The 16,456-nt window shown below is 60.8% G+C and carries 14 protein-coding genes, 1 tRNA gene and 1 pseudogene; 15 read left to right on the forward strand and 1 reads right to left on the reverse strand.

Annotated features, from left to right (window positions below; translation table 11 throughout):
• Nucleotides 1-197 precede the first annotated feature (197 nt).
• Entirely contained in the window at nucleotides 198-761 is a 564-nt protein-coding gene (locus ACOSV0_RS05245) for a hypothetical protein (RefSeq protein WP_434109177.1), read from the reverse strand.
• A 184-nt stretch (nucleotides 762-945) separates the two neighbouring features.
• Between ACOSV0_RS05245 and ACOSV0_RS05250 the strand changes: the two genes are divergently transcribed.
• The 15 genes and pseudogenes from ACOSV0_RS05250 to nuoH all read left to right on the forward strand — a co-directional run bounded on the left by ACOSV0_RS05250 (nucleotide 946) and on the right by nuoH (nucleotide 16,453).
• A complete protein-coding gene (locus ACOSV0_RS05250) occupies nucleotides 946-2,268 on the forward strand; it encodes a branched-chain amino acid ABC transporter substrate-binding protein (protein WP_434110172.1) in 1,323 nt (440 codons plus the stop codon).
• A gap of 195 nt (nucleotides 2,269-2,463) precedes the next feature.
• Nucleotides 2,464-2,736: a 30S ribosomal protein S15 gene (gene rpsO / locus ACOSV0_RS05255; RefSeq protein ID WP_011487489.1), complete on the forward strand. Its 273-nt coding sequence runs from the start codon at nucleotides 2,464-2,466 to the stop codon at nucleotides 2,734-2,736.
• 339 nt (nucleotides 2,737-3,075) lie between these two features.
• Entirely contained in the window at nucleotides 3,076-5,223 is a 2,148-nt protein-coding gene (pnp, locus tag ACOSV0_RS05260) for a polyribonucleotide nucleotidyltransferase (RefSeq protein WP_434109179.1), read from the forward strand.
• Nucleotides 5,224-5,453: 230 nt separating this feature from the next.
• Nucleotides 5,454-6,467, forward strand: a pseudogene (locus tag ACOSV0_RS05265) (NAD(P)H-quinone oxidoreductase); the annotation flags it as partial.
• 139 nt (nucleotides 6,468-6,606) lie between these two features.
• Nucleotides 6,607-7,386 carry a triose-phosphate isomerase gene (gene tpiA, locus ACOSV0_RS05270; RefSeq protein WP_434109181.1) on the forward strand — a complete coding sequence of 260 codons (780 nt, stop codon included), beginning with the start codon at nucleotides 6,607-6,609 and terminating at the stop codon, nucleotides 7,384-7,386.
• An 82-nt stretch (nucleotides 7,387-7,468) separates the two neighbouring features.
• Nucleotides 7,469-7,855, forward strand: coding sequence for a preprotein translocase subunit SecG (gene secG, locus ACOSV0_RS05275; RefSeq protein WP_434109182.1), 387 nt, complete (start codon nucleotides 7,469-7,471; stop codon nucleotides 7,853-7,855).
• A 113-nt stretch (nucleotides 7,856-7,968) separates the two neighbouring features.
• Nucleotides 7,969-8,053: transfer RNA gene (locus ACOSV0_RS05280), tRNA-Leu, on the forward strand.
• Between the two features lie 161 nt (nucleotides 8,054-8,214).
• Complete coding sequence (locus ACOSV0_RS05285; protein WP_007175615.1) at nucleotides 8,215-8,574, forward strand: NADH-quinone oxidoreductase subunit A; 360 nt, start codon at nucleotides 8,215-8,217, stop codon at nucleotides 8,572-8,574.
• Nucleotides 8,575-8,637: 63 nt separating this feature from the next.
• Nucleotides 8,638-9,117, forward strand: a complete 480-nt coding sequence (locus tag ACOSV0_RS05290) for a NuoB/complex I 20 kDa subunit family protein (protein ID WP_006052903.1) — start codon at nucleotides 8,638-8,640, stop codon at nucleotides 9,115-9,117.
• 20 nt (nucleotides 9,118-9,137) lie between these two features.
• Complete coding sequence (locus ACOSV0_RS05295; RefSeq protein WP_434109184.1) at nucleotides 9,138-9,740, forward strand: NADH-quinone oxidoreductase subunit C; 603 nt, start codon at nucleotides 9,138-9,140, stop codon at nucleotides 9,738-9,740.
• A 9-nt stretch (nucleotides 9,741-9,749) separates the two neighbouring features.
• Nucleotides 9,750-11,003 carry an NADH-quinone oxidoreductase subunit D gene (locus tag ACOSV0_RS05300; RefSeq protein WP_132375254.1) on the forward strand — a complete coding sequence of 418 codons (1,254 nt, stop codon included), beginning with the start codon at nucleotides 9,750-9,752 and terminating at the stop codon, nucleotides 11,001-11,003.
• A gap of 131 nt (nucleotides 11,004-11,134) precedes the next feature.
• On the forward strand, nucleotides 11,135-11,620 hold the full coding sequence (nuoE, locus tag ACOSV0_RS05305) for an NADH-quinone oxidoreductase subunit NuoE (protein WP_054034960.1): 486 nt from the start codon (nucleotides 11,135-11,137) through the stop codon (nucleotides 11,618-11,620).
• A complete protein-coding gene (gene nuoF / locus ACOSV0_RS05310; protein ID WP_434109186.1) occupies nucleotides 11,617-12,945 on the forward strand; it encodes an NADH-quinone oxidoreductase subunit NuoF in 1,329 nt (442 codons plus the stop codon). Before nuoE ends, nuoF begins: the two co-directional genes overlap by 4 nt.
• 109 nt (nucleotides 12,946-13,054) lie before the next feature.
• Complete coding sequence (gene nuoG / locus ACOSV0_RS05315; RefSeq protein WP_434109187.1) at nucleotides 13,055-15,388, forward strand: NADH-quinone oxidoreductase subunit NuoG; 2,334 nt, start codon at nucleotides 13,055-13,057, stop codon at nucleotides 15,386-15,388.
• Nucleotides 15,389-16,453 (forward strand): NADH-quinone oxidoreductase subunit NuoH, encoded by a 1,065-nt coding sequence (gene nuoH / locus ACOSV0_RS05320; protein WP_434109188.1) that lies wholly within the window; start codon nucleotides 15,389-15,391, stop codon nucleotides 16,451-16,453.
• The last annotated feature ends 3 nt before the right edge of the window (nucleotides 16,454-16,456 follow it).

A 16,456-nucleotide genomic window follows, 5' to 3' on the forward strand; every position in this document is an offset into this window, starting at 1 on the left:
CTCGTAACCGAATCCCGGCCGCGCACGGGCAGCGCAGTGGGTACGGGCAACGCGAATCAATGCTTACGAAAGCCTTTCTATCAAGAAATAAATCGGCTGTGCGCGAAATAAAATTCGCCGGCATGCGCCATAAATAAAAAAAAGCCGCCTGAAGAGGCGGCTTTGCAGATTCATGCGCAATGGGTTCGAGCGGGTGCTCAGAACAGGCTGCGGCGATCCGGATCGTGGAGCGGATCAGGGGTTTTTTGCGTGAGCCGCACGATGCCCTGATCGTCGAAATAAAAGCTGTACATCATGTACCAGACGTTGTCTTCCATGTAGCGGTACGTCCAGACCTCACGCTTCATCAACGGGAAGTACGAGGTTTCGACTGGGCGGCCGAAGTTCACCAGCACGTCGCTCTTCGTCCACTTGCCGATTTCCGCCCGGTAGAACTCCATGGGCTGAAGCACCTGGCGCACGGTGACGATCTTGCCGGATGCGTCGATGTCGGCCGCGGTGGTGGTCTCGCCCATCGGCTGGGTCGGCCACATCAGCCGCTTGCCGCCGTTGGGCAGGTCGTAGCTTTCACGCGGCGCGCCAAGACGCGCGACGATGGTCGATTCGTCCGCGCCCTGGCTGTATTGCTGCCATGGCTGCACGCAGCCGGCGAGCGTCACCGTGAGCGTCAGCGCGCTCAGGCAGATGAACGCGGCGCGGCGCAGGCGTGGGGCGGACGGCGCTTCGATCGAGGCCGCCGTGGATGGGTGGCGGTTGAACATGAATTCCTCCGATGGCATTTGAATAGCGGTTTTTATCATCGAGACACATTATTTTGACACGGGCGGCAGCAAAAGATTTGCGCTTCGCGCGACACGTCGCTGGAAGGACAGTAACGGATTCGCCGGCTTGCTTATTCCGCCTGGAACGCCCTATGATCCGCGCTTCGACGAATCAAGCGGGGCAATGACGATGGCGAAGTGGCAACGGGCGGCAGCAACGGCAGTCATGGCGCTGGCGGCGATTTCGATCGCCGCGGCGGCTTATGCCGCGGCAGACACGGCGTCGGGTCCGGCGAGCAGTCCGGCGAATAAGCCTGCCGGTACGCCGATCCAGCTGGCGCTGATCGAGGGCATGTCCGGTCCGTTTGCGAACGCCGGCGCGGCGGTGGAGCGCAATCTGCGTTTCGGCGTCGAACAGGTGAATGCGCAAGGCGGCGTGAAGCTCGCCGACGGCGCGCATCCGCTCGAACTGGTCGTGCTCGACAGCAAGGGCAGTGCTGAAGAGGCGTTGGTGCAACTGCGCGCCGCCGCGGACCGGCACATCGGCTACATCATGCAGGGCAACAGTTCGGCCGTGGCGGCCGCGCTGATCGGCGCGATCGAGAAGCAGAACAGCCGCGAGCCGGCTAATCGCGAACTGTTCCTCAATTATTCCGCCGACGATCCCGCCTTGACCAACGCCAATTGCAGTTTCTGGCACTTCCGCTTCGACGCGCATGCGGGCATGCGCATGGACGCGCTGGTTGACGTGATCCAGCGCGACAAAGCGGTGAAGAAGGTTTATCTGCTGAACCAGGACTACAGCTTTGGCCACGATGTCAGCAGTCTCGCGCGCTCGACGCTGGCGGCAAAGCGGCCGGATATTGCTGTCGTCGGCGACGAATTTCATCCGATCGGCCGCGTGAAGGACTTCGCGCCGTACATCGCGAAGATTCGTGCGAGCGGCGCGGACGCGGTCATCACAGGCAACTGGGGCAACGACCTGACGCTTCTGGTGAAGGCGGCGCGAGAGCAGGGTCTGGACACCCGGTTTTACACGTTCTACGGCAACAGTCTTGGCGCGCCTGCCGCGTTAGGTGACGCCGGCGTCAAACATGTGATCGCGGTAGCCGATTGGCACCCGAACGCCGGCGGCGCGGCCTCCGACGCATGGTATGCCGCATTTCGCACCCGTTTCCCGGCTGCCCAGGACGACTACCCGGTGCTTCGCATGCCGTTGATGATCGAAACCCTCGCCGCGGCGATGAACCGCGCCGGCAGTGCCGACCCGACCGCCGTCGCCCGGGCTCTGGAGGGGATCAGGTTCGACAACGGCTTTCACGCCTCGTGGATGCGGGCCGACGACCATCAATTGATCCAGCCCCTTTACGTGATGGAAATGGACAAGGCCGGCACGCCGGGCGTCAAGTTCGACAACGAAGGCTCCGGCTATGGTTTTCGCACCGTGCTGGCTTTGTCGCCCGAGCGCACTGCGCCGCCGGCCGTGTGCAAGATGAAGCGGCCGTAAAGCAGGCCCGGGCAAACGCAGGCTGGCCACGATCCCGCCCGGTACAGCGGGGTTCGCGGCCGAATTGGGCTGTGCTACAATACGCGTCCCGTTGTGAGGCATGTTGCATGGTTGTAATTTGTAATGTGCATACGGGGTAATCCACGGCACGGCCTTTCTTCCGTGACCGCCTGTCTAGTTCTCAAGGAAATCGACATGTCCGCAGTTGAAACAAGCAAGAAGTCCGAAGTCGTTGCGCAATTCGCACGCGCAGCTAACGACACCGGCTCCCCCGAAGTGCAGGTCGCGCTGCTCACGACCCGCATCAACGAACTGACCGTTCACTTCAAGGCCCACACGAAAGATCACCACAGCCGCCGCGGTCTGCTGCGCATGGTGAGCCGCCGTCGCAAGCTGCTCGACTACCTGAAGGGTAAGGACGCGGATCGTTACCGCGCACTGATCGAGAAGCTGGGTCTGCGTAAGTAATCGGCCAGTCGTTCAGCAAGATGCCTGTGTCAGTTCCACTGATACAGGCATTTTGTTTTTGAACGGTGCGCTTCATGTGATGTGCACCGCCTGTCGGCCGCGGTAGCGTGACGGTTCATGCGGCGGCTAGCAGGAAAACAGCAGTAAAAAAAGCAGCAAAAAAGCAGAAATACGGCCGGGCTTCAGGGCAGAGCTTTGTGTCATTCCAGCGGTTCGCGCGCGTACATTGCGTAGGGCGTGGTTCTCTGGAATGGCATAACACTACTCTTCCCCTGCGGCGCCGGTCCTGGCGTTGCCGCGCCGCTTCTGGTCCGCGCGGCATAACGAAGAGGAAAAGCAATGACTATGTTCAATAAGATCGTCAAAGAATTTCAGTGGGGCCAACATAAGGTTCGCCTCGAAACGGGCGAAATCGCTCGTCAGGCAAGCGGCGCGGTGATCGTCGATGTCGAAGACACCGTCGTGCTGGCTACTGTGGTCGGCGCCAAGACCGCCAAGCCGGGTCAGGACTTCTTCCCGCTGACCGTCGATTACCTCGAAAAGACCTACGCCGCAGGCAAGATCCCCGGTGGTTTCTTCCGCCGTGAAGGCCGCCCGTCGGAAGGCGAAACGCTGATCTCGCGCCTGATCGACCGTCCGCTGCGTCCGCTGTTCCCGGAAGGCTTCTACAACGAAGTTCAGGTCGTGATCCACGTCCTGTCGCTGAACCCCGAAATTCCCGCTGACATTCCCGCGCTGATCGGCGCGTCGGCGGCGCTCGCTATTTCCGGTCTGCCGTTCAACGGCCCGGTCGGCGCAGCACGCGTGGCCTACATCAACAACGAATACGTGTTGAACCCGACGCGTCCGCAGATGAAAGAATCGGCACTCGACCTGATCGTCGCCGGTACGGAACGCGCGGTGCTGATGGTGGAATCGGAAGCGCAACAACTGACCGAAGAAGTGATGCTCGGCGCCGTGGTGTTTGGCCACGACCAGATGCAGATCGCGATCAACGCGATCCACGATCTGGTTCGCGAAGGCGGCAAGCCGGAATGGGACTGGAAGCCGGCTGCCAAGAACGAGCCGCTGATCGCACGCGTGTCGGAACTGGCGCAAGCCGATCTGCTCGCCGCTTATCAGATCCGCGACAAGCAAGCCCGTTCGACCAAGCTGAAGGAAGTCTACGCAGCGACGTCGGCCAAGCTGGAAGAAGAAGCAGCGGCAGCCGGCACGGTTGCAGCAGATAAGGCTAGCGTCGGCAATGTGCTGTTCGACATCGAAGCCAAGATCGTCCGTACGCAGATCCTGAACGGTGAGCCGCGTATCGACGGCCGCGACACGCGCACGGTGCGTCCGATCGAAATCCGTACCGGCGTGCTGCCGCGTACGCACGGTTCGGCACTGTTCACGCGTGGCGAAACGCAGGCTATGGTGGTCGCAACGCTGGGCACCAAGGGCGACGAGCAGAACATCGACGCGCTCGAAGGCGAGTACCGCGAACGCTTCATGCTTCACTACAACATGCCTCCGTTCGCGACCGGCGAAACGGGCCGCGTCGGTTCGCCGAAGCGCCGTGAAATCGGTCACGGCCGTCTGGCCAAGCGCGCGCTGGCTGCCTGCCTGCCGAGCGCCGACGAATTCGGCTACTCGATCCGCGTCGTGTCGGAAATCACGGAATCGAATGGTTCGTCGTCGATGGCTTCGGTGTGCGGCGGCTGCCTCGCACTGATGGACGCCGGCGTGCCGATGAAGGCGCACGTCGCCGGCATCGCGATGGGCCTGATCCTGGAAGGCAACAAGTTTGCCGTGCTGACCGACATCCTCGGCGACGAAGATCACCTCGGCGACATGGACTTCAAGGTGGCGGGTACGGAACAAGGCGTGACCGCGCTGCAGATGGACATCAAGATCCAGGGCATCACCAAGGAAATCATGCAGGTCGCGCTCGCGCAAGCGAAGGAAGGCCGTATGCACATCCTCGGCAAGATGACCGCGGCTGTGTCGGGCGCGAACACGGTGCTGTCGGACTACGCACCGCGCATGATCACCATCAAGATCAACCCGGAAAAGATCCGCGACGTGATCGGCAAGGGTGGTTCGGTGATCCGCGCGCTGACCGAAGAAACCGGCACGACGATCGATATTTCGGACGACGGCGTCGTCACCATCGCCAGCACGAGCAGCGAAGGGATGGCCGAAGCGAAGAAGCGTATCGAGAACATCACGCTGGAAGTCGAAGTGGGCCAGGTGTACGAAGGCACCGTGCTCAAGCTGCTCGACTTCGGCGCGATCGTGAACATCCTGCCGGGCAAGGATGGTCTGCTGCACATCTCCGAAATCGCCAACGAGCGCATCAAGGACATCAACGACTACCTGAAGGACGGCCAGCAAGTGAAGGTCAAGGTCATCCAGACGGACGAAAAGGGTCGCGTGCGTTTGTCGGCCAAGGCGTTGCTGAATGAAGGTGCAAACGGCGCGCCGCAAGGCGAACCGACGCCGCAGTAATGCGGTAGCAGGGCGACGGCCGGCAGCGCGAATGCGCGCCGGCCGTTTTTCATGAAGGGTGCAGGATGGATTGCACTGCAGGCCGGTACGAGAGAGACGTGAGAGACGCAGGCAGGTGCAAAACGGTATAAGCGGGTACTCTGTTTGCATGAAGCGCTTCGTCGCGGTTCTGGCGATTTTCACTATTTCGTTCCAGTAGGCAACGCAATCCAATCTTGGAGTTGACGCAGATGAAAGCGATCGAAATCACCGAATTCGGCGCACCGGAAGTCCTGAAGCTGGCGGAGCGGCCCACACCGCAGCCGAAAGCAGGCGAGGTGCTGATCAAGGTGGCGGCATCAGGCATCAACCGTCCGGACGTGTTTCAGCGCAAGGGGGGCTATGCGCCGCCGCCGGGTGCGTCCGATCTGCCGGGGCTGGAAGTGGCGGGTGAGATCGTCGGCGGCACTATCGACGAGAAGAACAATCCGTTCGGTCTGAAAGTGGGCGACCGCGTGTGCGCGTTGCTTGCTGGCGGTGGCTATGCGGAATATGCGACCGCGCCGCTGTTGCAGTGCTTGCCGGTGCCGGCTGGCTTGTCGGATGTCGAGGCGGCTTCGCTGCCGGAAACATTCTTCACGGTGTGGAGCAATGTGTTCGACCGTGCGCAACTCGGCAAAGGTGAAGGCGCGCCGAACGAAACATTGCTGGTGCAGGGCGGCTCGAGCGGCATCGGCGTGACGGCGATCCAGATCGCGCATGCGCTGGGGTTTCGCGTGTTCGCTACGGCGGGGTCGGACGAGAAGTGCCGCGCCTGCGAAGCGCTCGGCGCTGAACGGGCGATCAACTACAAGACTGAGGATTTTGTCGAGGTCATCAAGTCGCTGACGAATGATCGCGGCGTTGACGTGATCCTCGATATGGTGGCGGGCAGTTATGTGCCACGTGAGCTGACGGCATTGGCCGACGGCGGTCGCATCGTGCTGATCGCCTTGCTGGGCGGCGCGAAAGCGGAGCTCAATCTGAACGAAGTGCTGCGCCGCCGTCTGACGGTGACGGGTTCGACGTTGCGCCCGCGGCCGATCGAGTTCAAGGCGAAGATCGCCGCGCAATTGAAAGAGCGCGTGTGGCCACATCTCGAAGATGGCCGTATCAAGCCGGTGGTGCATCGTGTGTTTCCAGCCGCGCAGGCCGCTGAGGCGCACGCGCTGATGGAAAGCAGCACGCACGTTGGCAAGATCGTGCTGACTTGGGGTCAGGACGCTTGGCGCGGCCGGTTTGACACGGTCGGTTTGACCCGATCCACCCCACGCAGTAAAATTGCGCGTTTTGCGCACGCCGAATGAATCCGAAAGGCGGGCTTTCAGGCGCAAACTAGGCCCGCCGCCAAGACAAGACGAGACGATGTCGAAACAACGAGCCAAGCTGGTAGTCGGTAACTGGAAGATGCACGGGCGTCTTGCTGAGAACGCAACGTTGTTGCGGGCAGTGGCGCAAGGCGCGGGCGAATTGCCGGCTGAGGTGTGTGTCGGCGTCTGTGTGCCGAGCCCTTATCTCGCGCAGACTCAATCGTTGCTGGAAGGCAGCAAGGTCGTGTGGGGCGTGCAGGATGTCTCCGCGTTCACGCATGGGGCCTATACCGGCGAAGTGGCCGCGCAGATGGTGGTGGATTTCGGCGCCACGCTGGCAATCGTTGGGCACTCGGAGCGCCGTGCCTATCATCGTGAAAGCGCGGAGTTGGTTGCGGTGAAGACGCAGCGTGCGCTGGAAACGGGTTTGACCCCGATCGTGTGCGTCGGCGAAACGCTGCAAGAGCGTGAAGCCGGCTCGACCGAACAGGTGGTCGGCGCGCAACTAGATGAAGTGCTGGCGAAATTGTCGGCGGAAGATGCGGCGCGTATCGTTGTTGCATACGAGCCGGTTTGGGCGATTGGCACAGGTAAGAGTGCCACGTCGGACCAGGCGCAAGCGGTGCATGCGTTCTTGCGTTCACTTCTTGCGGCAAAGGGCGCGGCGGTAGCGGATGTGCCGGTGTTGTATGGCGGCAGCGTGAAGCCGGAGAACGCGGAAGAATTGTTCCGCCAGCCGGATATCGACGGTGGCCTGATTGGCGGCGCGTCGTTAAAAGACCAGGATTTCCTGGCGATCTGCAAGGCGGCCGGCGCGATCAGCGTCGCCAGTTAAGCAGGGCGCCTCGGCGAGGATGACCCAATCCCGCGCGGCACACTTTGTGTGGCGCGGTTAAATAAAGACTCAGGTGAGTGTGATGCTGTATTTGAAAACATTGATTATCGTCGTTCAGCTGTTGTCGGCACTCGGGGTCATCGGCCTTGTGTTGCTGCAACACGGCAAAGGCGCCGATATGGGCGCTGCTTTTGGTAGTGGCGCATCGGGCAGCCTGTTCGGTGCGACCGGTTCGGCGAACTTTTTGTCGCGTACCACGGCCGTCCTCGCAGCCGTGTTTTTTGTAACAACGTTGACACTTACCTACCTCGGTGCGTATCGTGCAAAACCGTCCGCAGGCCTGCTGGGCGCGGCTGTAACCGCGCCGATCGCAGCTTCCGCGACTTCCGCCGCGTCCGCTCCGGCGGGTGGTTCGGCCGTATTGCCGGCGTCCGCTGCATCTGTCCCCGCTACAGACGTGCCGAAATAAATTTTTCGTTCAAAGTGCTTTTGTGCGTTGAACAAACTGTTTAGACCAGTTACAATCTAAGTCTTGAAGCGATTCGCGGGTTTTATAAGTTGTTTTCCCGGATTGCATACAGTGCCGACGTGGTGAAATTGGTAGACACGCTATCTTGAGGGGGTAGTGGCGAAAGCTGTGCGAGTTCGAGTCTCGCCGTCGGCACCAAATGTTATCTAAATGCCAGCCGCATGCTTCGCTTCGGCTGGCATTTTCACTTCTGGCTCGCGGCTTGCGCTGAGCTTGCGGCATGTGCGTTGTCAAGGTGATTTCGCGTCAGGAGTGCTATGCTCTTGGCGGCATTCAGAACCAACCGAAAGAGGATAGTCTTGAACCTCGCAGCCTATTTCCCCGTCTTGTTGTTCCTCATTGTGGGCACCGGTTTAGGCGTAGCACTGGTCAGCATTGGCAAGATCCTCGGTCCCAATAAGCCCGACACCGAGAAAAACGCACCATACGAGTGCGGCTTCGAAGCATTCGAAGATGCGCGCATGAAGTTCGATGTGCGCTACTACCTCGTCGCCATTCTCTTCATCATTTTCGACCTTGAAACCGCGTTCCTGTTCCCGTGGGGTGTAGCCCTGCGCGACATCGGCTGGCCTGGCTTCATGGCGATGATGATTTTCCTGCTCGAATTCCTGTTGGGCTTTGCCTATATCTGGAAGAAGGGCGGCCTCGACTGGGAATGATGGATTAATCGCCGGTTTGCGTGGGTGGCCAAGGCTTGCCGCCCCGTCTGGAGTGGAAAGCAAATGAGTATCGAAGGGGTCTTGAAGGAAGGGTTTGTCACCACGACGGCAGACAAACTGATCAACTGGACGCGCACCGGCTCGTTGTGGCCGATGACGTTCGGTCTCGCGTGCTGTGCGGTCGAGATGATGCATGCGGGCGCTGCCCGTTATGACCTCGACCGTTTCGGCGTGGTGTTTCGTCCGAGTCCGCGTCAGTCGGACGTGATGATCGTCGCCGGCACGCTGTGCAACAAGATGGCGCCGGCTCTGCGCAAGGTCTACGACCAGATGGCCGAGCCGCGCTGGGTGATCTCGATGGGCTCGTGCGCGAACGGCGGCGGCTATTACCACTATTCCTATTCGGTCGTGCGCGGCTGCGATCGGATCGTGCCGGTCGACGTCTACGTGCCGGGTTGCCCGCCTACGGCGGAAGCGCTGGTGTATGGCGTGATCCAGCTGCAGGCCAAGATCCGCCGCACCAATACAATCGCCCGTCAATAAGGCAACGCCTCCCCCACAATATGGCAAGCAAACTCGAGACCCTGAAAGCGAACCTCGAGGCGGCCTTTGGCGGCCTCCTGTTGAGCACCACCGAAGCAATCGGTGAGTTGACGATCGTCGTGAAGGCGAGCGACTACATCAATGTGGCAACGCGTCTGCGCGATGACCGCTCGCTCGGTTTCGAGCAACTGGTCGATCTATGCGGCGTCGATTATCAGACCTACGCCGACGGCGGCTATGACGGTCCGCGTTTCGCGGCCGTTCTGCATTTGTTGTCGGTGCAGAACAACTGGCGCCTGCGTCTGCGCGTGTTCGCACCGGACGACGAAGTGCCGATCGTCGCATCAGTCGTCGATGTCTGGAATTCGGCCAACTGGTACGAGCGCGAAGCATTCGACCTGTACGGCATCGTCTTCGAGGGTCACCCGGACCTGCGCCGCATCCTGACCGACTACGGTTTCATTGGTCACCCGTTCCGTAAAGATTTCCCCGTCTCCGGTTATGTCGAAATGCGTTACGACCCGGAAGAGAAGCGCGTCGTCTATCAGCCTGTGACGATCGAGCCGCGGGAAATCACGCCGCGCGTGATCCGCGAGGATCGCTATGGCGGTCTGAAACACTAAGAGAACGCCATGGCAGAGATCAAGAACTACACGCTCAACTTCGGCCCTCAGCATCCGGCGGCGCACGGTGTGCTGCGCCTCGTGCTCGAACTCGACGGCGAAGTCATCCAGCGCGCCGATCCGCACATCGGCCTGCTGCATCGCGCGACCGAAAAGCTCGCGGAAACCAAAACCTTCATTCAGTCCGTGCCGTATATGGACCGCCTCGACTACGTGTCGATGATGGTCAACGAGCACGGCTATGTGATGGCGATCGAAAAGCTGCTCGGCATCGAAGTGCCGGTTCGCGCGCAGTACATCCGTGTGATGTTCGACGAAGTCACGCGCGTGCTGAACCACCTGATGTGGATCGGCGCACACGCACTCGACGTCGGCGCGATGGCGGTGTTTCTGTACGCGTTCCGCGAACGCGAAGACCTGATGGACGTGTACGAAGCAGTGTCCGGCGCCCGGATGCACGCGGCTTACTACCGTCCGGGCGGTGTCTATCGCGATCTGCCTGACGCAATGCCGCAATACAAGGCGTCGAAGATTCGCAATGCGAAGGCCTTGTCGAGGATGAACGAGAACCGTCAAGGTTCGCTGCTCGACTTCATCGACGATTTCTTCACGCGTTTCCCGAAGTGCGTCGACGAATACGAAACGCTGCTCACCGACAACCGGATCTGGAAGCAACGTCTGGTCGGTATCGGCGTGGTCAGCCCGGAACGCGCGCTGAATCTCGGTATGACCGGCGCGATGCTGCGCGGCTCGGGTATCGAGTGGGATCTGCGCAAGAAACAGCCGTACGAAGTCTATGACAAGCTCGATTTCGACATTCCGGTCGGCGTTAATGGCGATTGTTATGACCGATATCTGGTTCGCGTCGAAGAAATGCGCCAATCCACGCGGATTGTGAAACAGTGCATTGAGTGGTTGCGCAAGAATCCGGGCCCGGTGATGGTCGACAATCACAAGGTTGCGCCGCCGTCGCGGGTTGGCATGAAGTCGAACATGGAAGAGCTGATTCACCACTTCAAGCTCTTCACGGAAGGCTTCCACGTACCGGAAGGCGAAGCGTATGCGGCTGTCGAGCATCCGAAGGGCGAGTTCGGTATCTACCTGATCTCGGACGGTGCGAACAAGCCGTATCGCCTGAAGATTCGCGCGCCGGGTTATGCGCACCTGTCCACGCTCGATGAAATGGCGCGCGGTCACATGATCGCCGACGCTGTGACGATCATCGGTACGCAGGACATCGTGTTCGGCGAAGTGGATCGCTAGGACGTATTCATCGGCGCGTGTCTTCAGCTTGCACCGAAGCACGCGTCAAGCACAGGAACGCCGGGTCTGTCGCAGCATGATGTAAGCGACGGGTTTTCGTTCGGTAGGAATTGAAAGAGTCGTGTCTGAAAATGATCTCAGCTGAAGGCCTGAAAGAAATCGATCGTGCGATCGCGAAGTATCCCGCCGATCAGAAACAGTCCGCCGTGATGTCGGCGCTGGCTACTGCTCAGGAAGAGCATGGCTGGCTGTCGCCCGAACTCATGCAGTTCGTCGCGGACTATCTCGGCATGCCGGCGGTCGCCGTGCAGGAGGTGGCTACCTTCTACACGATGTACGAGACCTCGCCGGTCGGCAAATACAAGATCACGCTCTGCACGAACCTGCCGTGCCAGCTCGGCCCGGACGGCGGCTCAGACAGCGCCGCTGAATATCTGAAGCAGAAGCTCGGCATCGACTTCGGCGAAACCACGGCTGACGGCAAGTTCACCTTGAAAGAAGGTGAGTGCATGGGCTCGTGCGGCGATGCGCCGGTGATGCTGGTGAACAACCATCGCATGTGCAGCTTCATGAGCCGCGCGAAGATCGACCAGCTGCTCGAGGAACTTTCGAAATGACGTCTTTACACGATCGTCACATCAAACCGCTGATTCTCGCCGGCCTGAACGGCGACAACTGGCATCTCGAAGACTATGTGGCGCGCGGCGGTTACGCTCAGCTGCGCCGCATTCTCGAAGAAAAGATTCCGCCCGAGCAGGTGATCGCCGACGTCAAAGCGTCGGGTCTGCGCGGCCGGGGCGGTGCGGGCTTCCCGACCGGTCTGAAGTGGAGTTTCATGCCGCGTCAGTTCCCGGGCCAGAAGTACCTCGTCTGCAATTCGGACGAAGGCGAACCGGGCACGTTCAAAGATCGCGACATCCTGCGTTTCAATCCGCATTCGCTGATTGAAGGCATGGCCATTGGCGCGTACGCGATGGGCATCACGGTCGGCTACAACTATATTCACGGCGAAATCTGGGAAGTCTATAAGCGCTTTGAAGAAGCGCTTGAAGAAGCCCGCCGTGCCGGATTCCTCGGCGACAACATCATGGGTTCGGGCTTCTCGTTCGAACTGCATGCGCACCATGGTTACGGCGCCTACATTTGCGGCGAAGAAACCGCGCTGCTCGAATCGCTCGAAGGCAAGAAAGGCCAGCCGCGCTTCAAGCCGCCGTTCCCGGCGAGCTTCGGCGTGTACGGCAAGCCGACCACGATCAACAACACCGAGACGTTTGCCGCAGTGCCGTTCCTGCTCGCAATCGGCCCGCAGAATTACCTCGAAATCGGCAAGCCGAACAACGGCGGCACGAAGATTTTTTCGGTTGCCGGCGACGTCGAACGTCCGGGCAACTATGAAATTCCGCTCGGCACACCGTTCGCCACGTTGATGGAACTGGCCGGCGGCATGCGCGGCGGCAAGAAGATCAAGGCCGTGATTCCTGGCGGCTCGTCGGCACCGGTGATCCCGGGCGACATGATGATGCAGACGGACATGGATTACGACTCGATCGCCAAAGCTGGCTCGATGCTCGGTTCCGGCGCGGTCATCGTGATGGACGAGACGCGTTGCATGGTGCGCTCGCTGCTGCGTCTGTCGTACTTCTATTACGAAGAGTCGTGCGGCCAGTGCACGCCGTGCCGGGAAGGCACCGGCTGGCTGTATCGCGTTGTGCATCGTATCGAGCACGGGCTTGGCCGTCCGGAAGATCTGGATCTGCTGAACTCGGTTGCCGAGAACATCATGGGCCGCACGATTTGCGCGCTCGGCGATGCGGCGGCCATGCCGGTTCGCGGCATGCTCAAGCACTACTGGGACGAATTCGAATATCACGTCGCCCACAAGCATTGTCTCGTCGGCGGGCACGCCGGTGCGGCAGCGGCATCGGAAACAGTGGCTGCCTAAGTACGGCAGGTAGTGCACCAGAACACGTCATCCGCGGGATTCATCGCCTGAAACGGGCGATGAACAGGCGAACGATTGAGCGGTAACAGGTTAAGGAAGATTGACCATCATGGTTGAACTTGAAATAGACGGCAAGAAAGTAGAGGTGCCTGAAGGCAGCATGGTGATCCAGGCTGCGCATAAGGTCGACACGTACATTCCTCACTTCTGCTATCACAAGAAGCTGTCGATTGCGGCCAATTGCCGGATGTGTCTGGTCGATGTCGAAAAGATGCCGAAGGCCGTGCCCGCATGCGCCACGCCGGTGTCGGCCGGCATGATCGTGCGCACCAAGTCGGACAAGGCCGTGAAGGGCCAGCAAGCCGTGATGGAATTCCTGCTGATCAACCACCCGCTGGATTGCCCGATCTGCGATCAGGGCGGTGAGTGCCAGTTGCAGGATCTGGCCGTGGGTTACGGTAAGTCGGCATCGCGTTATAGCGAAGAAAAGCGCGTCGTGTTCCACAAGAACGTCGGCCCGCTGATCTCGATGGAAGAAATGTCGCGTTGCATTCACTGCACGCGTTGTGTCCGCTTCGGCCAGGAAGTTGCCGGCGTGATGGAACTCGGCATGCTGGGCCGCGGCGAGCATTCGGAAATCACGTCGTTCGTCGGCAAGACGGTCGACTCCGAACTGTCCGGCAACATGATCGATCTGTGCCCGGTCGGCGCGTTGACCAGCAAGCCGTTCCGCTACAGCGCCCGCACGTGGGAACTGTCGCGCCGCAAGTCGGTGAGCCCGCACGATTCCGTCGGCGCAAACCTTGTGGTGCAAGTGAAGAACAATCGCGTGATGCGTGTTCTGCCGTTCGAAAACGAATCCATCAACGAATGCTGGATTTCGGACAAGGACCGCTTCTCGTACGAAGGCCTGAACAGCCCGGAACGTCTCACGCAGCCGATGCTCAAGCAAGGCGGCAAGTGGGTCGAGACCGACTGGCAATCCGCGCTTGAATACGTGGTCAAGGGTCTGAAGGGCATCAAGGGCGACCACGGCGCGAACGCACTGGCTGCGCTCGGCACGGCTCACAGCACCGTCGAAGAACTGTTCCTGTTGAAGCAACTCGCGCAAACGGTCGGCACGCCGAACGTCGACTTCCGTTTGCGTCAGTCGGATTTCTCCGCACCCGTCAACGGTGCGCCGTGGCTCGGCACGACGATCGCCGATCTCTCGAACCTCGACGCCGCACTGGTGATCGGTTCGGATCTGCGCCGCGATCATCCGCTGTTCGCCGCGCGTCTGCGCCAGGCCGCCAAGAGCGGTACGAAACTCACGCTCGTCCAGGCCACCAATGACGACGCGCTGATCCCGCAAGCGCAGCGTGTCGTTGCCGCGCCGTCGGCATGGCTCGACGCGCTGGCAGGTATCGCGGGCGCGGTGTCGGAAGCAAACGGCGTTGCACTGCCGGAAGCCTTCGCCGGCACGCAGCCGACGGACGCCAATAAACAGGTCGCGAAGTCGCTTGCTACCGGCGAACACCGTGTGGTGCTGCTCGGCAACGCCGCGGTCCGTCATCCGGATTTCGCTGCGATTCACGCCGCGGCGCAATGGATCGCAGACGCGACCGGCGCCACGCTGGGTTTCCTCACGGAAGCCGCCAACACGGTCGGTGCGCATCTGGTGAACGCATTGCCGGGCGAGGGTGGTTTGAACGCGCGCGAAGTGTTCGAGCAACCGCGCAAGGGTTATGTGCTGCTGAACGTCGAACCGGAATTCGACACGGCCAATCCGGCGCAGGCTTTGGCCGCGCTGAAACAGGCTGAAATGGTCGTCGTGATGTCGCCGTTCCAGATCGGCGCTGAATACGCTGACGTCCTGCTGCCGATCGCCCCGTTCACGGAAACGGCAGGTACGTTCGTCAACGCTGAAGGTACCGTGCAGACGTTCAACGGCGTCGTGCGCCCGCTCGGCGACACGCGTCCGGCATGGAAGGTCTTGCGCGTGCTGGGCAGCCTGCTCGGCGTGCCGGGCTTCGAATTCGACACGTCGGAAGAAGTGCGCACGGCAGCGCTTGGCGATGGCGAGATCAAGTCGCGTCTGTCGAACAAGACGGGCGCTGCGGTTGCACGCGGCAAGGCAGCGAAGGCAGCGGAAGGCAAGTTCGAGCGTATCGCCAACGTGCCGATTTACCACGCCGACGCGCTGGTGCGTCGCGCTGAGTCGCTGCATCTGACGGCAGCGGCGCGCGCAGCGAATTCGGCCGCTCTGCCGGCTGCGCTGTTCGACAAACTGGGTTTGAAGGAAGGCGACGCAGTGCGCGTGCGCCAGGGCGAGCAATCGGTGCAGTTGCCGGCCGTGCGCGACGCAAATCTTGCGGAGACGGTCGTCCGCGTATCGGCGGCTACGCCTGCCGGTGCAGCGCTGGGCAGCCTGTTCGGTGAACTGGTGGTGGAGAAGGCGTAAATGAGCTTGTTCGATACGATCAACTCGGGCGGCACCCAGCTTCTCGGTGTGGCATGGCCCACGGTGTGGGCACTGGTGCGCATCCTGGTGGTGGCCGTCGTGATCCTGCTGTGCGTGGCTTACCTGATTCTGTGGGAACGTAAGCTGATCGGCTGGATGCACGTGCGTCTCGGTCCGAACCGCGTGGGCCCCGCAGGTTTGCTGCAGCCGATCGCCGACGTGCTGAAGCTGCTGCTGAAAGAAGTGATTCAGCCTGCCCAGGCGAGCCGCTGGATCTACATGATCGCGCCGATCATGGTGGTGGTGCCGGCCTTCGCGGTCTGGGCGGTGATTCCGTTCCAGGCGGGCGCGGTTCTCGGCGACATCAACGCGGGTCTGCTGTACGCAATGGCGATCTCGTCCATTGGCGTGTACGGCGTGATTCTGGCGGGCTGGGCGTCGAACTCGAAGTACGCGTTCCTCGGCGCCATGCGCGCGGCGGCCCAGATGGTCTCGTACGAAATTTCGATGGGCTTCGCCCTCGTCGTCGTGCTGATGACTTCGGGCAGCCTGAATCTGTCGGACATCGTCGGTTCGCAGGAGCGCGGCATTTTCGCCAGCTACGGCCTGAACTTCCTGTCCTGGAACTGGCTGCCGCTGCTGCCCATGTTCGTCGTGTACTTTATCTCGGGCATCGCCGAAACGAACCGTCACCCGTTCGACGTGGTGGAAGGTGAGTCGGAAATCGTCGCGGGCCACATGATCGATTACTCGGGGATGGCGTTTGCGCTGTTCTTCCTCGCCGAGTACATCAACATGATCGTGATCTCGGCATTGGCTGCAACACTGTTCCTCGGCGGCTGGAGCGCACCGTTCGGCTTCCTGTCGTTTGTCCCGGGCATCGTTTGGCTCGTCGCCAAGGTTTTCTTCCTGCTGTCGGTATTCATCTGGGCGCGTGCCACGTTCCCGCGCTACCGCTACGACCAGATCATGCGTCTGGGCTGGAAAATTTTCATTCCGGTTTGCGTGGTGTGGCTCATCGTGGTCGGCTTCTGGATCATGTCGCCGTTGAATATCTGGAAATAAAGG

Source organism: Paraburkholderia caffeinilytica (genome assembly GCF_051027425.1).
Lineage (GTDB): Bacteria > Pseudomonadota > Gammaproteobacteria > Burkholderiales > Burkholderiaceae > Paraburkholderia > Paraburkholderia caffeinilytica_A.